This is a genomic window from Bradyrhizobium sp. USDA 3397, from assembly GCF_054060965.1.
In genome coordinates this window covers 3758234-3775207 of record NZ_JBSSDS010000001.1, presented here as the reverse complement: position 1 = coordinate 3775207, position 16974 = coordinate 3758234, and the positions used below count along the sequence as shown (strand labels likewise).

At 58.6% G+C, this 16974-nt stretch carries 13 protein-coding genes and 4 pseudogenes; 12 read left to right on the top strand and 5 right to left on the bottom strand.

Going from position 1 to position 16974, the window contains the following annotated elements:
• Window positions 1–131: 131 nt before the first annotated feature.
• Window positions 132–383: a hypothetical protein gene (locus ACVWYQ_RS17450; RefSeq protein ID WP_456726107.1), complete on the bottom strand. Its 252-nt coding sequence runs from the start codon at window positions 381–383 to the stop codon at window positions 132–134.
• 259 nt (window positions 384–642) lie between these two features.
• On the opposite strand from ACVWYQ_RS17450, the gene ACVWYQ_RS17445 reads away from it, so the two are divergent.
• Together ACVWYQ_RS17445 and ACVWYQ_RS17440 are read left to right on the top strand one after the other, a co-directional pair.
• Window positions 643–954, top strand: a complete 312-nt coding sequence (locus tag ACVWYQ_RS17445; RefSeq protein ID WP_275503676.1) for a helix-turn-helix domain-containing protein — start codon at window positions 643–645, stop codon at window positions 952–954.
• Window positions 954–2198: a type II toxin-antitoxin system HipA family toxin gene (locus ACVWYQ_RS17440; protein WP_456727181.1), complete on the top strand. Its 1245-nt coding sequence runs from the start codon at window positions 954–956 to the stop codon at window positions 2196–2198. Before ACVWYQ_RS17445 ends, ACVWYQ_RS17440 begins: the two co-directional genes overlap by 1 nt.
• A gap of 116 nt (window positions 2199–2314) precedes the next feature.
• On the opposite strand, the gene ACVWYQ_RS17435 is transcribed toward ACVWYQ_RS17440, so the two are convergent.
• Both ACVWYQ_RS17435 and grpE read right to left on the bottom strand, forming a co-directional pair.
• Window positions 2315–2791, bottom strand: a complete 477-nt coding sequence (locus tag ACVWYQ_RS17435; protein WP_456726106.1) for an SPASM domain-containing protein — start codon at window positions 2789–2791, stop codon at window positions 2315–2317.
• Between the two features lie 504 nt (window positions 2792–3295).
• A pseudogene (gene grpE / locus ACVWYQ_RS17430) lies at window positions 3296–3561 on the bottom strand (nucleotide exchange factor GrpE); the annotation flags it as partial.
• Between the two features lie 776 nt (window positions 3562–4337).
• Here grpE and ACVWYQ_RS17425 point away from each other — a divergent pair.
• From ACVWYQ_RS17425 to ACVWYQ_RS17415, 3 genes and pseudogenes are all read left to right on the top strand, one after another.
• Complete coding sequence (locus ACVWYQ_RS17425; RefSeq protein ID WP_456726105.1) at window positions 4338–4616, top strand: hypothetical protein; 279 nt, start codon at window positions 4338–4340, stop codon at window positions 4614–4616.
• A 52-nt stretch (window positions 4617–4668) separates the two neighbouring features.
• Window positions 4669–5130 (top strand): hypothetical protein, encoded by a 462-nt coding sequence (locus ACVWYQ_RS17420; RefSeq protein ID WP_456726104.1) that lies wholly within the window; start codon window positions 4669–4671, stop codon window positions 5128–5130.
• Between the two features lie 1843 nt (window positions 5131–6973).
• Window positions 6974–8237, top strand: a pseudogene (locus ACVWYQ_RS17415) (S10 family peptidase); the annotation flags it as partial.
• A 610-nt stretch (window positions 8238–8847) separates the two neighbouring features.
• Here ACVWYQ_RS17415 and ACVWYQ_RS17410 read toward each other — a convergent pair.
• The gene (locus tag ACVWYQ_RS17410) at window positions 8848–9600 is read right to left on the bottom strand and encodes a hypothetical protein (protein WP_456726103.1); all 753 of its coding nucleotides are present in this window, start codon (window positions 9598–9600) and stop codon (window positions 8848–8850) included.
• 20 nt (window positions 9601–9620) lie between these two features.
• On the opposite strand from ACVWYQ_RS17410, the gene ACVWYQ_RS17405 reads away from it, so the two are divergent.
• Together ACVWYQ_RS17405 and ACVWYQ_RS17400 are read left to right on the top strand one after the other, a co-directional pair.
• Window positions 9621–9899, top strand: a complete 279-nt coding sequence (locus ACVWYQ_RS17405) for a hypothetical protein (protein ID WP_456726102.1) — start codon at window positions 9621–9623, stop codon at window positions 9897–9899.
• Between the two features lie 769 nt (window positions 9900–10668).
• Window positions 10669–11040, top strand: coding sequence for a hypothetical protein (locus ACVWYQ_RS17400; RefSeq protein WP_456726101.1), 372 nt, complete (start codon window positions 10669–10671; stop codon window positions 11038–11040).
• Window positions 11041–11476: 436 nt separating this feature from the next.
• Here ACVWYQ_RS17400 and ACVWYQ_RS17395 read toward each other — a convergent pair.
• Window positions 11477–11730 (bottom strand): annotated as a pseudogene (locus tag ACVWYQ_RS17395) (transposase); the annotation flags it as partial.
• A 418-nt stretch (window positions 11731–12148) separates the two neighbouring features.
• On the opposite strand from ACVWYQ_RS17395, the gene ACVWYQ_RS17390 reads away from it, so the two are divergent.
• The 5 genes and pseudogenes from ACVWYQ_RS17390 to ACVWYQ_RS17370 all read left to right on the top strand — a co-directional run bounded on the left by ACVWYQ_RS17390 (window position 12149) and on the right by ACVWYQ_RS17370 (window position 16845).
• A complete protein-coding gene (locus ACVWYQ_RS17390) occupies window positions 12149–13111 on the top strand; it encodes an ornithine cyclodeaminase family protein (protein WP_456726100.1) in 963 nt (320 codons plus the stop codon).
• Window positions 13112–13495: 384 nt separating this feature from the next.
• On the top strand, window positions 13496–14515 hold the full coding sequence (locus ACVWYQ_RS17385) for a succinylglutamate desuccinylase/aspartoacylase family protein (RefSeq protein WP_456726099.1): 1020 nt from the start codon (window positions 13496–13498) through the stop codon (window positions 14513–14515).
• 213 nt (window positions 14516–14728) lie between these two features.
• Window positions 14729–15346 carry a hypothetical protein gene (locus ACVWYQ_RS17380; protein ID WP_456726098.1) on the top strand — a complete coding sequence of 206 codons (618 nt, stop codon included), beginning with the start codon at window positions 14729–14731 and terminating at the stop codon, window positions 15344–15346.
• A gap of 392 nt (window positions 15347–15738) precedes the next feature.
• A complete protein-coding gene (locus tag ACVWYQ_RS17375) occupies window positions 15739–16008 on the top strand; it encodes an IS66 family transposase (protein ID WP_456726097.1) in 270 nt (89 codons plus the stop codon).
• Window positions 16005–16845: pseudogene (locus ACVWYQ_RS17370) on the top strand (aldehyde dehydrogenase family protein). Before ACVWYQ_RS17375 ends, ACVWYQ_RS17370 begins: the two are co-directional and overlap by 4 nt.
• Window positions 16846–16974: the final 129 nt, after the last annotated feature.

Genomic DNA, 16974 nt, shown 5'->3' with positions numbered 1-16974 from the left:
GCGGCGATTGCATGCAGTGGGAGCATCTTCGCGACGTGGTCTTGTGACAGGCCGGCCAGCTTGCGCGTTCCTTCAGACGCTGGGCGATCTGCGACCATTTGGTGGAATCGAGCTCGGTCATGCTGCAGCCGCTACCCTCTCGCTCTGCCTTTGAGTAGATCGCGGACGAAGACAGCGGTCTCGTCGATGCAGCGCGGGAGCTTGGTCGTCTCGTCGAACTTCGCGTCGTTTGGGATCGTCGCGCCGATCTCGGTGGCGAGCCAGACCTTGCTATCGAACCTTCGGCAGGTTCTCGACGGGCTCGGTGCCGCCGCTGAGAGAGGAGGGCATTTGAGGCGATCGGCCTGAATCGGACCTAGGATGACGAACAGCTTCTCTTTCAATGCGGAGGGGTTCCAGGAGACCTCCTTAATCCGAAGGATAGGTAAGATAATCTCACATCGCGCGTCAAAGGCCCCTCTCTGGCTTAGCCACTCGATCGCCGGTGGACGAAGGCGTGTTCGACAGGCCTGAAGGATGGGAACTCGCCGAATGATACGTTTACGGATCACTAGCGAGAAAAAGATCTGTTTCCGATTCTCCTTGTTGCGTTCGATGATCTGTTTACATATCAATATATACTAAGAGATCCGAAAGCGTATCATGGCTTCCATCCCAAACCCGCTTCTCCAAGAACTCGGTCTGCGCTTCCGAAAGGCCCGCATGGCTGCTGGCTTGTCTCAGGAGCAAACCGCTCTTCGTGCGAACATCAGCAGACCTCGCTATCGCGACATTGAAACGGGAGCTGCTGCCGCCCGTGCAACGACACTCGTCAATATCGCCCGCGCCCTTGGCATGGAAATGATGTTGATCCCGCAGGCGATGGTGCCCGCCATTCAGTCGATGCTGCAGCCCGCTGCCGACGATGAAGATCGCCCCGCATTCACGTCAGATGCCGAAGAGGACGAACGATGATGAATCAGGGCGTTCTCGCGGCTGAAAGAATCCAATCGCTCGATATCTTATTGAACTATGTTCCCGTCGGCACAATTGTTCGCACGCCGGGTGACTACCACGCGTTCAACCTTTTGCCCGCTTACCGGGGCGCGAACAATCCACCGATCTTCAGCCTGTCGCTTCGCTCAGCGGATGGCGGCCTCCGGCCGGATCCCAAACCTCTACGCGGGGCGCTACCTCCGTTCTTTGCGAATCTGCTGCCCGAAGAGAAACTGCGCGAAGCGATGGAAAAGCACCACGCGGGATCAGTCAGGCCGGGAAACGACTTTGATCTCCTCGCTGCGCTCGGGACCAACCTGCCAGGAGCGGTACGCGCGGTGCCAAGCGACGGTAGCCCTGATCCAGCCGGCCTGGAGGCCGAAGGCAAAAAGAAAGCACGCTTCTCGCTCGCCGGCGTTCAGATGAAGCTTTCTGTGATGAAGAACACAGGAAAGGAGAGGGGGATCACGCTTGCCGTCGACGACGAGCAAGGGCAGTACATCGCGAAATTTCCCTCCCTCACGCACATCGGACTCTCAGAAAACGAATTCGCGATCCTGGCCTTGGCGGAAGCGTTGGGAATGGAAGTGCCAGCACGCGAACTCGTCGAAAAGATGGAGTTCACCGGCATTCCGGAAGAGTTCAACACCATGTCCACGGGCAAGGTGCTGCTGGTCCGCCGCTTCGACCGCGGCGCTGACGGCGCGCGCGTGCATATGGAAGACTTCGCGCAGGTCTTCGGGCGCTATCCGTCCGAGAAATATACCGGTGCAGCGTACCACAATATCGCTGCAGCGCTCACTAGCGGGGTCTCCTTCGATTCGGCAATCGAGTTTGTTCGGCGTCTCGCACTCACCGCAATCACTGGAAACGGAGATATGCATCTCAAGAATTGGTCGCTGCTCTACCCCGGAGATGGCCGGACACCCACGCTGTCGCCTGTCTATGACGTGCTCTCAACAGTTCCCTACATTCCGAAGGACGGGCTGGCCCTAAGCCTCGGCGGCGAAAAGTCGTTCAAGGCGCTGACTCCAGAACGCTGGCGCAATTTCGCGAACCGCAGCCGTCTTCCGGAAGGAGCGGTGGTGACCGCCGTAGCCGAGATCGCGGCTGCCGTGCGGGACAAATGGTCAGTTCTTCCGGAGCGCGACGTTGTGCCTGCGCAGGTTCTCGCGCGGATCGACTCACATATCGATGAAATGGCATCTACTCTTAACCCCTGAGGTTGGCAGATCGTGAAATGCACATCATTCGCCCCAAGGTCTTTGCTTTTCCGGCGATCAGCTCTGACAGGTCGGAACGGCATCTATTTGCCGTTTGTTTGAGTGAACCTTTGCCATCAACTGGCAAATTCACACAGACGGCAAACCAGAAAACTGTCCTTTCCGTTCAAGCGTTCGGCTATCTCGTAAAAAGCCGGCCCTTCGAACAGATCCGTATAGCTGTCCCGGAGAGGATTGCCTAAAACGTGCCGCCGCTCAAAATCCATACAGCAGAGAGTAACGTCGCCATTTGGAAGAAGAGCATTGCGATGCTGTCGTTCGTCAGGACAATTCAGTGCTCCGGCGATCGGCTGTCGTGTTTCAAGGATCTCAGGATTGACGCCTCCACGCAGCGGAGGAGAGCGGATCAGCGCTTTGTAGGGAATGATCTCGACAAGGTCAGGATGGATCTCTCCCATCACTATGAAGAGCAAGGATGAGATGTCTGCGTCGATCAGTTGACGCGTCAAGTCGATATAGTTGCGCCCGACTAGGCCACTGTCCGTGTAGGTGCCGTCGTCAAAAACATGTACCAAAAAAGCTCGGAAATCCACCGCTTGCAGGCTCGTAGATCCCGCTCATTCATTCCTACAAGCGTCGTGGAAATCCGGATGCCCTGGCCAGATGCGTGGGCATGCTCAACCATTTCCTTAAAGTCCGGATTGAGAAGGCTCCGAATAGCCTGAGAAGCTGATACCGACAGCTGCTGGTACGCGCGCCAGGCATTTCTTGAAATCTTCAAACCGAAGATGCCTTGCGTGAGATACGGCCCTTTGTCGGATCGCGAACTTGCCCTGTGGACAATAAGTGCATCCGACGAACCAACCGGTGGTCGTCGTTATTTCCAGGACCCTGCCGTCGGAAGATAACAGAACTGGGGTGTAAATTATCCATTTTCAGGGGTCTCCCAAGCGTCGTCTGGCGTCGGCGCGATCGTCGGCACTCTGACAACCATCTGCTCCGCTTATCTCGGCTGTTGAGCCGCCGAACGACTATCAGCCTCCGGAGCCCGAATACGTAATCGGTTTCCTGATCTGCCGCGGCATCGACACGCAAGGCCCGTGCTTTTCCAGCGCGTTGAGCAGCGAACGCTCGTGAGCTCGACGCCCTCCATCAGCGCGATCAGGCCGGGATCGGCAGCGGCACGCGCCTCGGCCGGAACGGCATCGAGCGCGCGCTGGAGGTTGTCGGCGATGTCGACCACGTCACGGGCAAAGCCGGTGACGCCGTAGAGCTTGGAGTCAGCGGCCTCTTTGGTGGTGCGCTTGCGCAGATTTTCCATTTCGGCCAGCGTCCGCAGAATGCGGTCACGCGCTTCGGCTGCTTAATTCTGCAGCAGGATTTTCCAATCCACTCGACTGGTTGCTCACACTTCTCGGTCCTGTGCCGAACGGCCAAGCCTTTCCGCTTCCGGAGATGCGCAGAGCCGCGGGAAAAATCTGCGAAACACGGCGGGGGCAACGAAAAGCTGCATCCTTCCTGTGCGAGGAAAAGCCGTGGCACCTCGGGCATGGCGTTTCTATCAGCGCCGCAGCTACTTCGCGGTCCAGATTACTGAGACCTGGTAGCTGTGGGCGACCGAATCCAACTCTCCGATTATGGATCAACTGCAGGCGGACTACTTTCCAGCACATCGCAGCCAGTATGCCGGAGAATGCGCTGGCGCACTTGCGTGCTCATCGAGGCCCGAACGGGTGCGCGGCTGCTGATCGAGGGATCGCCAGATGTGCTCGATCGCGGCACTCTCTTGTTGCTCTCGAAAACAGGGCCGGCATTTCGGCAATGCGAATTGGTTCGACTCGATGGCTGCGAAGCCGATGTTGAGTATGCGAGCGCACAAACCGCTCGTTCGCGTGGCAAAGCAAGGCGCACGCCGCGCGCGACGTGACCGGTCTTCAATGGATGTCGCGATCGCTTGAAGGGAGCGCGAGAATACGCTCACGGGGGGCGAGTCAAACCATAGTAATCACGAAGAGTGCGACCCGCATAGTCCTGACGGAACGAGCCACGTTTGCGCAGGGTCGGTTCGGTCATACGCGGGCTCACCGTATTCGGGCATTCGTGCCGTTGTCGGTGAGGAAGGCGGCTCCGGACTTCAGCTTGATCGATCCGGTGTTCCTGCCGCCGTTCTCGCAGGTGACCGGCGGGCGGATGGCAGCTCTGCAGTTAGGAAGAATAGTACGACGGCATCTCGGGGAGCGTGCTGCATACCTTGAGCGGATTTTTGATGTCGGTCGGCTAGGCGCCGGATGGTGCGCCCGGCTCGGAAATCTCCTGAATCAGTTCACCGAGATCTGCCAGAACACCGCATCACTCGCGGTAATGCATGTCTTCATCCTATTTTCTGGACATTCGCGAGCTCTCAAGATCACGATGTGATATATATATAGAGAGCTGCGCCTGGTCGCTCCTGCTCAACTCGATCGCGGCGGTGAAGCAGGTCGAGCCGCTCCGGATCACGTCGGCGCGGGCGATGCGCGCGATGCCGCAGCAACTGTCCGCGGTGATCCTTCCGGCGGCGCTTCCGACGATCGTCGTCGGCATTCGCCTCGCGAGCGCCTCGGTCATGCGCGTGCTCGTCGCATCCGATGTCAAAGGGCTATTTCATCATCAACAGCCAGTACAGTTTTTGATCTCGCAGATGTACCCTCGCGATTACAGCCGCCGAGCTTACGTTCAGTGCCATCCTGCAGGTGATCGAGGGACATTTCACACAATGGAAAGCGCTGGCCTCTGCTTAATGGTCAGCAGAGCTCCGTTACAAGGGACGGACGAACTCGTCGCGCCGTTCTCGAACCGGGTCTGCATATACCAGCCATGTCTCACCCACGATCCTGGAGCGCGATCGTATCAGCTGATTGCTTCCGACGACGGAAGCGATGAAAAAAAATAGAAAGTGGGCGATTGGCCTCACTGACTGCGGGATGCGTCCGCGCCCATTCTGGCCGCGCCGGAACGGTGATCGTGGCCAGCGGCACCCACGCTCGTTCGAGCGTCACCGGATCGCGCAACTGGGCGACTGTGTCGGTGCGGATGTCGAGCCACTCGAGCGATCGACCATGGACAGTGACAAGCTGAGCGGGCCGGAGTGTGGCGAAATGATCTTGACGAGAAACCCTTATCACTCGACAGACTCGAATTCGATGTTCTTAAGCGAGTTCAAGATGATGTTGCCAAACTATTCAACTACGTGAAGGAGTGGCTTGACGGTCCCTGGCCGGAAGACCGCTAAAGTCGTCGCCCCATGGCACGCCGTTCCGTTCCTAGAAGAGAAACGCGGTAGTGAGGGTTTCCAGAAAGGCTTAGCCGGCGTTATTTGCAATGGCAATACTGCGTCTGAGACAACGTTGCGGCAGCTCCGGTATCCTGCGCCTACGTCTGACCTGCGACGAGTTTGATGATGCGATCTGATCTTCAGTCCGCCCACCAGAGTGGGGCGAAGTGATTGCGGCACTTCGCCTGACAACGGATATGCTCGCCCCGCTCACTCGAGAGTGCACCGGACTTCGTGACGCGACATGCTTCGACGAGGCGACCACCCGCCTGGATCGAAAGTGATGAGGGCCATGCCTTCCGGTAACTTTTGCCGGCAGAAAGCTTGGATCAGAACTGGCCTAATTTGGTTTTCCAAACGTTTTCTGGGAAGCTCTTACTGAGCATCAGTCTCTCGCCAGTCGCCGTGGTGCCGTTTTCGGCGGAGCAATGCCGCAGCAAGCAAGGCTGAGAGAGCATAGCGGCCCCTGACCTCGCAATCTGATTTCGCCGCGATCAACCCGCTCGCCGCCAAGAACGCGAACGCCCGCCAAAAAGTCCCTTGCGTGTGCAGTGCGGTCGTGTATTGTTGCAGTGCGGTAGCGCTTCGCGCGACCGCCGTCCTCCTTGGGCGTTTCCTCCCTAGACTTGGGCCGCTTGTCATTCGAGCGGCCCTTTTTTCTTGCAATCAATCCCAATTTAGCTGGTTTGTTGATCGGCCGTCGCATTTGCGACATCAACCTGACAAGGTCCTAAAACCGAATTGCCTGAATCCACCATTCTTTGCGCGCTCCTTACTTATGCTGAGCGCAAGTTATGGTGGCGCGGAGCTTTTTTGAGCCCGTTTTGCTACAGTTGGCGGATTGAAACGCCAATCCCTCTGCGAGATTAGGAATTCGTGCCGTCAGCCGTACGCTAAAGCGCGACGGAACTCCGCGCGCAACTCACGTCGAAGATCATCCGGCAGAGCAATCAATGCAAGTTTCCCAATCTGCTTCCTGAGCGTGCATTAAGCTGGGGCAACACAATGCGCGCTCACGAGTGGTGTCGCGTTGGATAGCGCAATGGCGCCCTCGTATGCAGCGCTTCAACATGCATCTCGGTCGTGAGCAACATAGCGTGTTGAGTTTGTCCGCCTTCCCGCTTGCCGTGCTACATCGCTCCAGATTTGTCCGAGAAGCCACCGCCAAGCGGCTATAGCCGAGTGCACGAACCGCATCTATCGGGCGAGATTCGGTTGTTCCGATGCAGCGCGCACCAGACGCTCTTAAGGCATCCGTTTGCTCGTCGAAAAATGATTGGCTTTTTCAAGCACCGTCTCCTGACTGACTCTGCTGCCGATCGCCATGGGGTAATTACTACCGGACTTGATAGGTTCGGTGGTCCTCGATTGTCAGCTAAGTCGTTGGGCCTTCTTGGGAGACACGCCTCATGCGCGCAAAGTGTGGCCGAGACGAAAGCGCGGCCGGGATAGGAGAGACGCGATGCAATTCGATTGGACTGCGCTGCGCCGCGCCTTGCTTGCGCTGGCTCTGTTTGCCTGTGGCGTGATGGGGAGCGCTTGGGCCAACGATCCGCCGTCGCGCCCCGAGGCCACAACGCTGGCTGACCAGAAGGGCAGTACCGGCGCGCGCGCCGGCCACACACCTAGCACGCTGTCAGCGGCCGAGCAGCATCGCCTTCCGCCGGACTCCACCACCAGGCAAGCGCTCGAGCTGCCCGGGCGGACGCTCGCATTCACGGCGACCGCAGGTTCCATCCGCCTGTTCGACGACAAGGGCGAGCCGCAGGCCGACATCGCATACACCTCTTTATCAGCTCGACGGTGGCGACCGCGCCACACGCCCCGTCACGTTCTTCTTCAACGGCGGGCCTGGTGCATCGTCGGCCTGGCTACAGCTCGGCAGTGCCGGTCCTTGGCGGCTGCCGATCAATGCCGACGAGGTCACACCATCGACCTCTCCGGAGGTGAAGCCCAATGCCAAAACCTGGCTCGATTTCACCGATCTCGTCTTTATCGATCCGGTCGGGACCGGCTATAGCCGTTTCGTCGCTACCGGAGAGGATGTCCGCAAGCAGTTCTTTTCCGTTGACGGCGATGTCAACGCGCTCGCCGTCGTGATCCGCCGCTGGCTCGAGAAGCACGAGCGGCTGTTGTCGCCGAAATATGTCGTGGGCGAAAGCTATGGCGGCATTCGCGGGCCGAAGGTCGTGCGCCAGTTGCAAAAGCAACAAGGTGTCGGCGTTAAGGGTCTGATCATGGCCTCACCGGTGTTTGACTACAGTGAGTTCGGCGGCACGAGCCTTCTTCAATATGTCTCGACGCTGCCCAGCTATGGCGCGACGGTACGCGAAAGCAAGGGGCCGGTGAAGCGGGCCGATCTCGCCGACGTCGAAGCTTATCCGCGCGGCGAGTTCTTGGTCGACCTCGTTAAAGGCAGGGCGGATAAGGAGGCGGCCACGCGCCTCGCCGACAAGGTTGCCGCATTAACTGGGATCGACCAAGCGGTGAGCCGTCGGCTTGCGGGCCGCTTTGATGCCGGCACATTCAGCCGCGAGCTCGACCGCAAAAACGGCAAGGTGACCGGCCGCTTCGATGCCTCGGTGCATGGCTTCGATCCTTACCCCGAGTCTAGCTGCCCCGCCTACGGCGATCCCTCGGGCGAGACGCTTCTCGCGCCGCTGACCAGTGCCGCCGTCGATCTGCTTATGCGCAAGTTGAATTGGCGGCCGGACGGCTCCTACGAAGCTGCGGAAGCCGTACTGCGCGTTCTCCTTCTCAACCAGCGCGTATTCTTTCGACCTGGTCCGCTCCTTGAGCCATTTGACCGCAGACGCGTACACCGCGTCGCCGGCGGTGGGATTCTGCTCCTCGGCGGCCGCATCGGGGAACGTGAGCCTCGCGTGGTTGGCGAGAAAGGTGTGATAGCGCTGCCTTGTGTGGGCATCGAGATCGCCGTTGGCGTGGCGGAGCACCAAGGTGGTCGGCCAGCCGCCCCACGCCTTAAGCAGCCGGTCCTCGACCTGCTTGCCCTTGGTCCGTGCCAGGGAGCTCAGCCCATAGAGCAGTCCGCAGGACGAGCATATGGTCAGCAGCGTGGAGCCGATGCCCGACAGCAGCTCCGGAAACCAGGCCAGGGCACACAGCAAGACCGGAAACACCGTGAGCAGCCTGGGGAACAGGCGCGCTTGCCGGCCATAAGCATCAAACAAGCTGGTGAGGCCGGTGAGCATCAGTCCTCCTGCTCGTCCGGGTAATCCAGAGGGGTTGCGGCGCCCCAGCCATGACCGTTGGACGCCCCGCCGTAGGTCAGGATCGAGTGGCCCTCGGTCGTGAGGACGGCGGCCCCTCGATGGATCATCGCGCGGACCACCGACTTGCGCGGATGATCGCCGTCTCCTCCGCACTGCTGATGATCGCGCTGAAGGTCTTCGTGGTCAGCTGCTGCTGTAGCCGCGGGCCGAGCAGCTTGTCCAGCAGCTCAGTGTTAACGTTGTGCCGGCCGCCGTGATGCGGCACCTGAAACCTGTCGATGCCCGGCAGCGCCAGGCCGGCGAACGGCGCGTAGTTGATGATTTCGTTGAGCCCGCCGCGCCCTGTATCACCGGTCAGGAGGATCTTCCGTCCGCAGAGGTAAGCGTACTGCGCGACGCTCATCTCGTTCTCGGAGCTGGTATCCTCCGGTGGGAAATACTCGTCGCCCCAGGCTGCCTTCACCAGCGCGGCGACCTTCGCGAAGCTGCGCTTGCTGATTTCAATCAAGGCCTGCGACAGTGTGCTTTGTTCAGGCGTCTTCTCCGAGGACGCGACCAGGTCGAGGAAGCGCTGCTTGGTCGGGGTCATGACGCGGAACGCGCCGATCTGGGCGCCTTGGAACGGTTCAAGCATCGTGATCCCCCGCTTCTTGGCGATGTCTTCGAGTGCGGCGAGGTTGCCATAGACCTCCCTGAGCTTTCGCCGCAGGTTGTCGGCGTTGGTGTAGTTCTTGAAGCGCGGCAACAGCTCGTCGGCATAGTTCCAGGGACCGAGCATCCAGAAGCAACCGACGTCATAGTTCTCCAGGATCTGCTGCAGCCCGCCGGTGTGGTCGCCGTCGTTGTGGGTGGCCACGACGTGTCGATGAACGAGGGTTGGCCGTATTGGGTGTTCAGGTGCTTGACGATCTTGTCGTAGGTCGTCTGGTATCCGCCGTCGACGACGTGGATGTAGGTCTCGCCGCCCAGCTCGTAGCGGATGCAAATCGCGTCGCCGCTGCTCTTCGTCTCAACGTCCAAGAAATCAATCTCGAAAAAGTCCGCCATAGGTTCCTCTACGGTGCTCACCGTCATGATGCCCGCGCCTTGTCGGCGCGCTCGCAGATGGCCGCCCGGTATTGTCTTTGCGCTTGGACCATCGGGTTGTTGCAATAAGGTGCGCTTGCGGTCGATGCTTACCTCCATTACTCGAACGGCCTGTCGATCCTTTCGAACTGATGGATGGGGGCAAAGCTCGCCGTGAGTAACTTCGCCACCGGGCGAGTGCAGCGTGGGCGTCAAAAAGCGCGTGTTCCAGCCTCGACATTCGCGCGTTTGGCTGGCAGCTCGTCTTCAACGATGCCTTGCTTGATCGTTTTCCCGAGCCCAGATTGGCACGATCTTCGCGTTGATTTGCACCGAGATCGCGGCCGGGCTGACTTCTACGCTAATAGTATGCTTGCCGAATTGACCGCGAGCAGATCCCGCTGGCGCTCCGAAGATGAGCGCCGCGCCGGCGCAGTGAAAATTACAACCACGATGTCCCCTCAGGCTTGGATCGTCCCAAGAACAATAGCTCGCCAGCCATAGCGATCAGCGGCGTTCTATGGCATTCATTCAGCTTTTCTTCTTCGGGCGGTCGGCGGTGCTCTTATTTGGATCGGCTCCTCAAAGCGCCCCTCACACGATCACGGACTGGATGTAAAGCGGCGCACTTTCGGCATTAAAAATGTGCCGCGTTGCGGGCCAAGGTGATATCCAGTAGGCTTCATCGCCTTTCGCTTAGCATAGTCGCCGTGGCGGCTGAGTTCCTAGTCTTATACCTTTGGATCGCATTTGCCCTTCGTAAGCAAGACCACACGTTCGCGTCCTTTCTCCGCGTTTTGAACCTCGCCCAAGTCTCCGCTGGAACAGATGGAAAGGGCAGTCTGTCACATTCCAAACCTTGGGCTTCTCCCTTAGCGTCGCAGCGCAGATTGCTCTTCTGCTGTTGCAGACAGGGACCCTGGCGGACCTCTCGGGCTCAATTTTGGCTCTGCTGTTCCAAAGCCAGAGAGCTGCCGGAAAGCTCGAAGGCATTGACGAACTTTACCTGGGGGACATGCGATATTCGGCGCAGTCGTTCACCATTCCAGTTAATTTGACCGAAGCCGTCCGCAACGGTACAGGCCTAGATGGTTTCTACAAAGCTTTCCACGAAGAGCACAAGGCGCTCTTCGGCTTCTCCAATCCTGATACGCCGGTTGCGTTTAATGAGCTCATGGTACGCACCTCTGGTCGTCAAGCCAAGCCACGGTCGACAATTCGTGCTCGATGATCGCAGGCCCGATGTCGGACCAGCCTGCAGCTAACTTGGTTCGATCAAATACGGCGCAAGTTCGTGTCGCAATGGAAAGCACGGCGGCCAAAAGCGGACGCAAGGCGCAATTCGCCAAGACAACATAGACGGTCCGGTGACACTTGCAGCCGACGTGCGCGCTTAGCCACAAGGTCGCCCGCGCCCGACAAACCGAATCGCATCTGACGGCAACTTCCAACCTAGCCAAGTCCGTTCCATGCATCGTGCCACCGTGCTCGGACCGGTCAAGGCCAAGCCTTGCGGTGGCCGCAAGTGCGGCCAGCCTTGACCGCCCCTGCGCGCGGCGGCTGCAAGCATGATGGCCGGGACGGAAGATTGACCGGCGTCGCGGCCGAACAAAAGAATGGACATGCCGCGATTTCCTCAATCTTCGTCTCGGTCAAAAAACACGATTGTCCAACTCATCCGTCGAGTACAGCTCAGTTCATGCTGCGGCGAGAACGTCATACAGGCGAGCACATCGGTCTCCACCTCGCCAAGGAAGGTCGCGAACTTCGGCAGCTTGGGGCGGAGCTGATTGGCGACCCGACGCCACTGGGCGCTGGCCGCGACCGCATCATCCTGGGCAAACGCGGTGACGATGAAGTGGGAGGCCACGGGTCGCCTGTTCTTGCCGGCGTGCGCCAGCGCGTTGCGCATGCACCTTATCACCAGCACTCCTTTGCTCCGCCGAGCGCAAATCGCCGACGAGAATGGAATCAGCCAATTGCAGCTTCTTCAACGCCCCCACAAAGTGCAAAGCCGCCAAGTCTATTGCCCACGTCTAGAACGGGGGGCGTCGCCCATCGGCCAGCGTCGTCCAGAACTGAATACGCCGATCGCAACCTCCTGCGAACCCGCCAATTCCGTTCACACGTATGTCTGTTCTCGAACAATCAGAGGAAGCGAGGTCTCCAATATCGGTCAAGCGCAGATCACTATAATGAGAGAGCTTGATCTTCGGAGACAGCCGATGCCGCAGATCCGACGATGGCACGGTCCTTGCTGGAGCGATGGGGGCCCATGGTTGAGAGCGAATGTGCTGACGTATCTCGTGCGCTTGGCAACCGGTATGGAAAGGTAAGTCATGACTGCAGAGCTGCTCTACCTCTCCGGCGAGGACATCAAACACTTGAGAATATCATCGCGGCAGGCGCGCGAGACCATCGTGGCCGCATTTCGTGACTATGCCGCAGGCCGAGCCGTTGGATTGCCAAAGTTCGGCATCGATACCGCTTCCTCTTGGTTTAGCTCGATGATCGCGGTATCCGAGACCCACGGCATTGCTGCAACTAAATGGGTAGCGGTTTCGCCAGACGAAAGTGTTGTAAGCACTAGAGTGAACGGTCTGGTCTGCGTAAGTGACTACAAGACCGGGAAACCCTTTGCCGTCCTCGATGGGAACAACATCACTCTGATTAGAACCGCAGCGACATCCGCAGCTGCAGCGAGTTATCTCGCACCAGAGGCGCCCGAAAGTATTGGTTTGGTCGGGTGCGGATTACAAGCCCTAAGTCACCTCGACTCTTTCGTCGACCTGCACCCATCACTTCGGAAGGTCTACCTCTTTAGCCGGAGTCCTCCGTCTGCCGAAGCACTTGCTGCGGCCGCTGCCAAGAAGCACCGCGAGCCAATTATATCTAACAATCCGGATACGCTGGTGAAAAAGAGCGATATTGTAATATCTATGGTTCCAAGTTCGCCGGGTCTAGAGTCGTTTCTAAATGGGAGATTGCTTCAGTCTTGCTCCTTTGTATCGGCAGTCGACGGGGGCAGAAGCTGGCGATCGGACTCGTTCACCTGTTTCGACAGGCTTGTCACAGACAGCTTAGAGCAATCAGCGTCACCAGTTGACGCAGCCAATCGTCCACTCAAGCACATCGCATTTCAAGAAGACCTGCGCAATCTAACGAGTAGCTCCTCGGAATCCCGTTCGCGCGTGAGGACATTATTCGGATTCCGGGGTTTTGCAATCGCGGATTTGGCAATTGCGGATCTAGCAATCCGACAGGCGCGTGCTCTCGGAATTGGAACAACCCTACCGCGCTAAAACGTGAGCGCTAGTGCGTCTCGCCGCGTCGACGGAGAGGTCTAGTAGCGTGGCGGGATGAGGCACCTAAGTGGTAAACACGAATATGATGTTAGCCGCCGGCAACGAGAGGCAATACGGGCGGTTGCGTCCTGGTCATCGCAACACCATGCCCCGGCAAAACTTCGTGATTCGCAGTTGCCGCCGTAAGTCTTCTTGGAGCCCGCAATCCTGCTCCATCAAGCGATGTCATATTGACATGCCTTACCGACCGCGCGACTCGCTATTCCGTCTGCCTTCCATGCTCAGTGCCATGACCTGCGGCATCTGGTTTGTGGTCTCACGGCTACTTCCGACAAGTGTGTGTCCTGTGCCGCACTGCCAGGACGACCAAGAGGATGATCGATGGGCCGCCCAGCTCGGAAAAACCGGCCTGCGACTCGGCTGGCGCGAGAGGTAGCTATGATGGCTAATCGACCCGCTGCATTTCGTACATTTGTTGATGCGCATAAATTCAGAGGTCCGCGCCCTGGCGCCCGACTAATTGTTTTAGGCGCGGTACATGGAAACGAGCCCTCCGGCCCAATAGCCATTGAGCGAATCCTGCAAGAACTCGAATGCGGAGAGCTGGAACTAATTGCTGGCCAGCTCACGCTTGTGCCAGTTGCCAATCGCCTCGCATATAAACGTGGCACTCGAAACGGCGATCGCGATCTGAATCGCAACTTCGCGCCAACATCGACGCCACGAAATAACGAAGACGTCATTACGAACGAATTGTGTCTGCTGCTTGCCGAACACACAGTCTTGATCGATATACATTCATTCAGTTGGCAATCTGGCCCAATGTTACTTCTTGGTCCACAAAGCAGCGCACGCGATCCGCAGCAATTCGGGTTAGCATGCGACGAAGAGGTCTTAGCCGGGCGCCTTGGAGTCGACCGGGTGCTATATGGATGGCTATCAACTAATATGCAGCGCGCTTTCAGGCGCGGCCGCTCAATTCAACACTGCAAGGGAATAACCGACTATATGCGGTCAATCGGCGGGTGTGCCGTGACACTAGAATGCGGTCAACACACAGATCCTCTTGCTCCAGTGCGCGCTTACAATGCGATCCGAAATGTGCTCGCCCACCTGAAGCTAATAGCCGCGGAACCACCACCGCCTCAGCGGAAGATCCAATTGTTACGTATGTACGAGGTAGTTGACAGAAACAGTACGAAGGATTGGTTCGCGCGCGAGTGGAACAACTTCGACTGTCTTTGTCGCGGCGACGTTATCGCGTATCGCTCAGACGGCACGTCTGTGATCTCGCCTACCGACGGGTTTATCGTATTTCCGAACGCCTGCGCCGACCCGGACACTGAGTGGTTTTACCTTGCGGAGCGAGATCCGCGGGTCTTGAGCAAGGACGCATTGTGATCCAATGATCAGGCGATCTGGCGCTCGCACGCGAAGAAACGTCAGGAGAGTAAGCCATTGACTATGGGAAACAGCACGAAGGACTATCGAGGATCTCATTTAGGTGTAAGCAGGGTCTCTTCTGAGAAATTAGCTGCAGCTACCTGTCGTCGGGCATGGAAGCTGTCCCGCAGTGTTGCAAGGCGCTCTCACGTGGAGAGCCGAGACACAACGATGAACAAGAACAGATCATGGAGTTCTCGTCGTGACGAGACCCACCGCAGTCGCATTGCCTCATTAAGAATGTTGCCGGAGAACTTCCCCGTCGTGTCTGGGGCGGAGCTGCCGTGTCAGTTTGGTGGCTGGCATGGCAGGGAAATCAGCATGCGCGCAAGGCGCAAGATCACATCAGCGCTGGCCGAGCGTTATCGAGCGGGCGGTCGGCGCGAGGAGGGACGGATCTTTGAAAAGCGTTGCGCCGTCACGGGAGCATCGCAAGCAAGCGATCCGGGCACTCTCAGTGGACGGATCATCGGTATCGCCCCGCTGCGGCGGCGGGGCCGGACGTATAGGTCTTCCATTCGCGATGCGCTGATTGCGATGTGGGATGCCTCTGACCGGCTCTGCAGTAAGCGGCTCCTCGCGATGATCCCGCTCTTGCTTCGCGAAATTGAACAGCACGGCAGATTGACTCTTTCTGCTGAAGAGCGCTCGCTGGTTTGGAAGGCGAGCGCGGCGACGATCGATCGCCTACTGAGCGAGGTAAGGATCGCAGCAGCCGGAGGACGCCGACGGCGGGCGGGCGTTCTTGAGTGCGGGACGGCGCCAGGTCCCGGTGCGCTCGTTCGATGACTGGGGAACACCTCAACTGGTTACTGCGAAGCGCATCTGGTTGCGCATGGCGACATTTCCGTATCCGGCGCGTTCATTCAGACGCTAACAATGGTGGATCTCGCAACGGGGGGACCGCATGCCTTCCGCCCGTCGTGCGCGAAGCAGCTCTTGTGGTCGAGGCTCTCGAACGCGCGCAAAGCCTATTTCCCTGGCCCGTTCGTGGCCTCGAGTTTGACAACGACAGCGCCTTTCATGAACTGTCATTCGGCCCTTTAATTGCGGTTTGATGTCAAGCCGTTGTTGGCCGAGAGGTGAGGATTTCGCTGGAGCATGGAGTGGGCGCATGTATCGTTCGATCATGGCGATTCGCCCCGATGCTCTCCCGTCCGATCCGGCGGCTCTGACCGAGGATGGTGCTCACGCTTGACGTCGAGAACGAGAAGCTACGCGTGGCGATGCAGACGCTCAAGGAGATAATCTTCGGGAAGCGCTCGGAGCGGCTTGCCACGCTCGTGGCCGAGCAACTCGCGCTTGAGCTTGACGACCTTGAGACCGGCGCCGCCCCGCCTGCAGCTGCGAACGACGATGCGCCTGCGACGAAGCCGTCTGATAAACCCCGCAAGAAGGCGCGCCGACGGGTAACTCGGTCGTCTTCAAACCTTCTCCGGGATGCTCGTTGACCGGCCTATTGATAGCAGAAACGCTGAGCAAGACCGGCTTACCGGCTTGAGTGTTCAATCTCATCCTTGGCGATGGTGAGGTCGGGCGTATGCTGGCCGCGGACGACAACATCGACGGCGTCGCGTTCACTGGTTTGCACAAGACGGGAATGAGCATCTTTCGCCACGCGGCGATGCGGGAGCGAATGAAACCAGTGATTGCCGAGATGGGCGGCAAGACCGTGCCTATGTCACGCAAAGTGCGGATCTGGAGCGCGCCGCGCAAGGGATCGCCCGATCCGCCTTCGGATTGCAGGGGCAGAAATGCTCCGCTTGCTCGGTCGTTTACTTTGATAACTTAGTCAAACACGAGTTCATCGCCAAACTCGTGGACATTTGCTCCAAGCTGGTCGTGGGCGATCCACGAAAGGCTGAGACCTCATGGGCCCTCTTTACGGGGGCGCGATGGTCGAGCGTTTCAGATCCGCTCTTTCCGAGGTGCATGGTCAGGGAAAGGTCCATTTCGGCGGCGCCGCATTCGGCCGGGGCTTTGCCGACAACTATGTTTTGCCAACCGTAGTCGAACTCGACCGACCGGACAAGCTCACCCGCGAAGAGCTGTTCATTCCGTTTGTCGTCGTTCGCGGCGTCGACGGCATTGAGGCCGCTATTGCCGAAGGCAATGACACCGCCTATGGGCTGTCGGCAGGCATCTTCACCCACGACCAGAATGAGTTTCAATATTTCCTCGGCTACTGCGCAAGCAGGTGTTCTCTATGCCAACCGTTCCAGCGGCGCGACGACCGGCGCATGGCCGGGCGCGCAGCCCTTCTGCGGCTGGAAAGGCTCGGGAATTAGCGGCAAGGGTGGCCTCGGTGCGTGGTTCCTCCCGCAATTCATGCGCGAGCAAAGCCACACGATCATGACGAAGTGATTTTTGAAACAGCGCCTGCTTCGTTACTCTCCGTCCCTATTCCTTACTACAGG

Coding starts and splice junctions, on each gene's coding strand:
- ACVWYQ_RS17375 (WP_456726097.1), top strand. CDS start 15,739: ATGGTGCTCACGCTTGACGTCGAGAACGAGAAGCTACGCGTGGCGATG.
- ACVWYQ_RS17385 (WP_456726099.1), top strand. CDS start 13,496: ATGGGCCGCCCAGCTCGGAAAAACCGGCCTGCGACTCGGCTGGCGCGA.
- ACVWYQ_RS17445 (WP_275503676.1), top strand. CDS start 643: ATGGCTTCCATCCCAAACCCGCTTCTCCAAGAACTCGGTCTGCGCTTC.
- ACVWYQ_RS17390 (WP_456726100.1), top strand. CDS start 12,149: ATGACTGCAGAGCTGCTCTACCTCTCCGGCGAGGACATCAAACACTTG.
- ACVWYQ_RS17380 (WP_456726098.1), top strand. CDS start 14,729: ATGAACAAGAACAGATCATGGAGTTCTCGTCGTGACGAGACCCACCGC.
- ACVWYQ_RS17440 (WP_456727181.1), top strand. CDS start 954: ATGAATCAGGGCGTTCTCGCGGCTGAAAGAATCCAATCGCTCGATATC.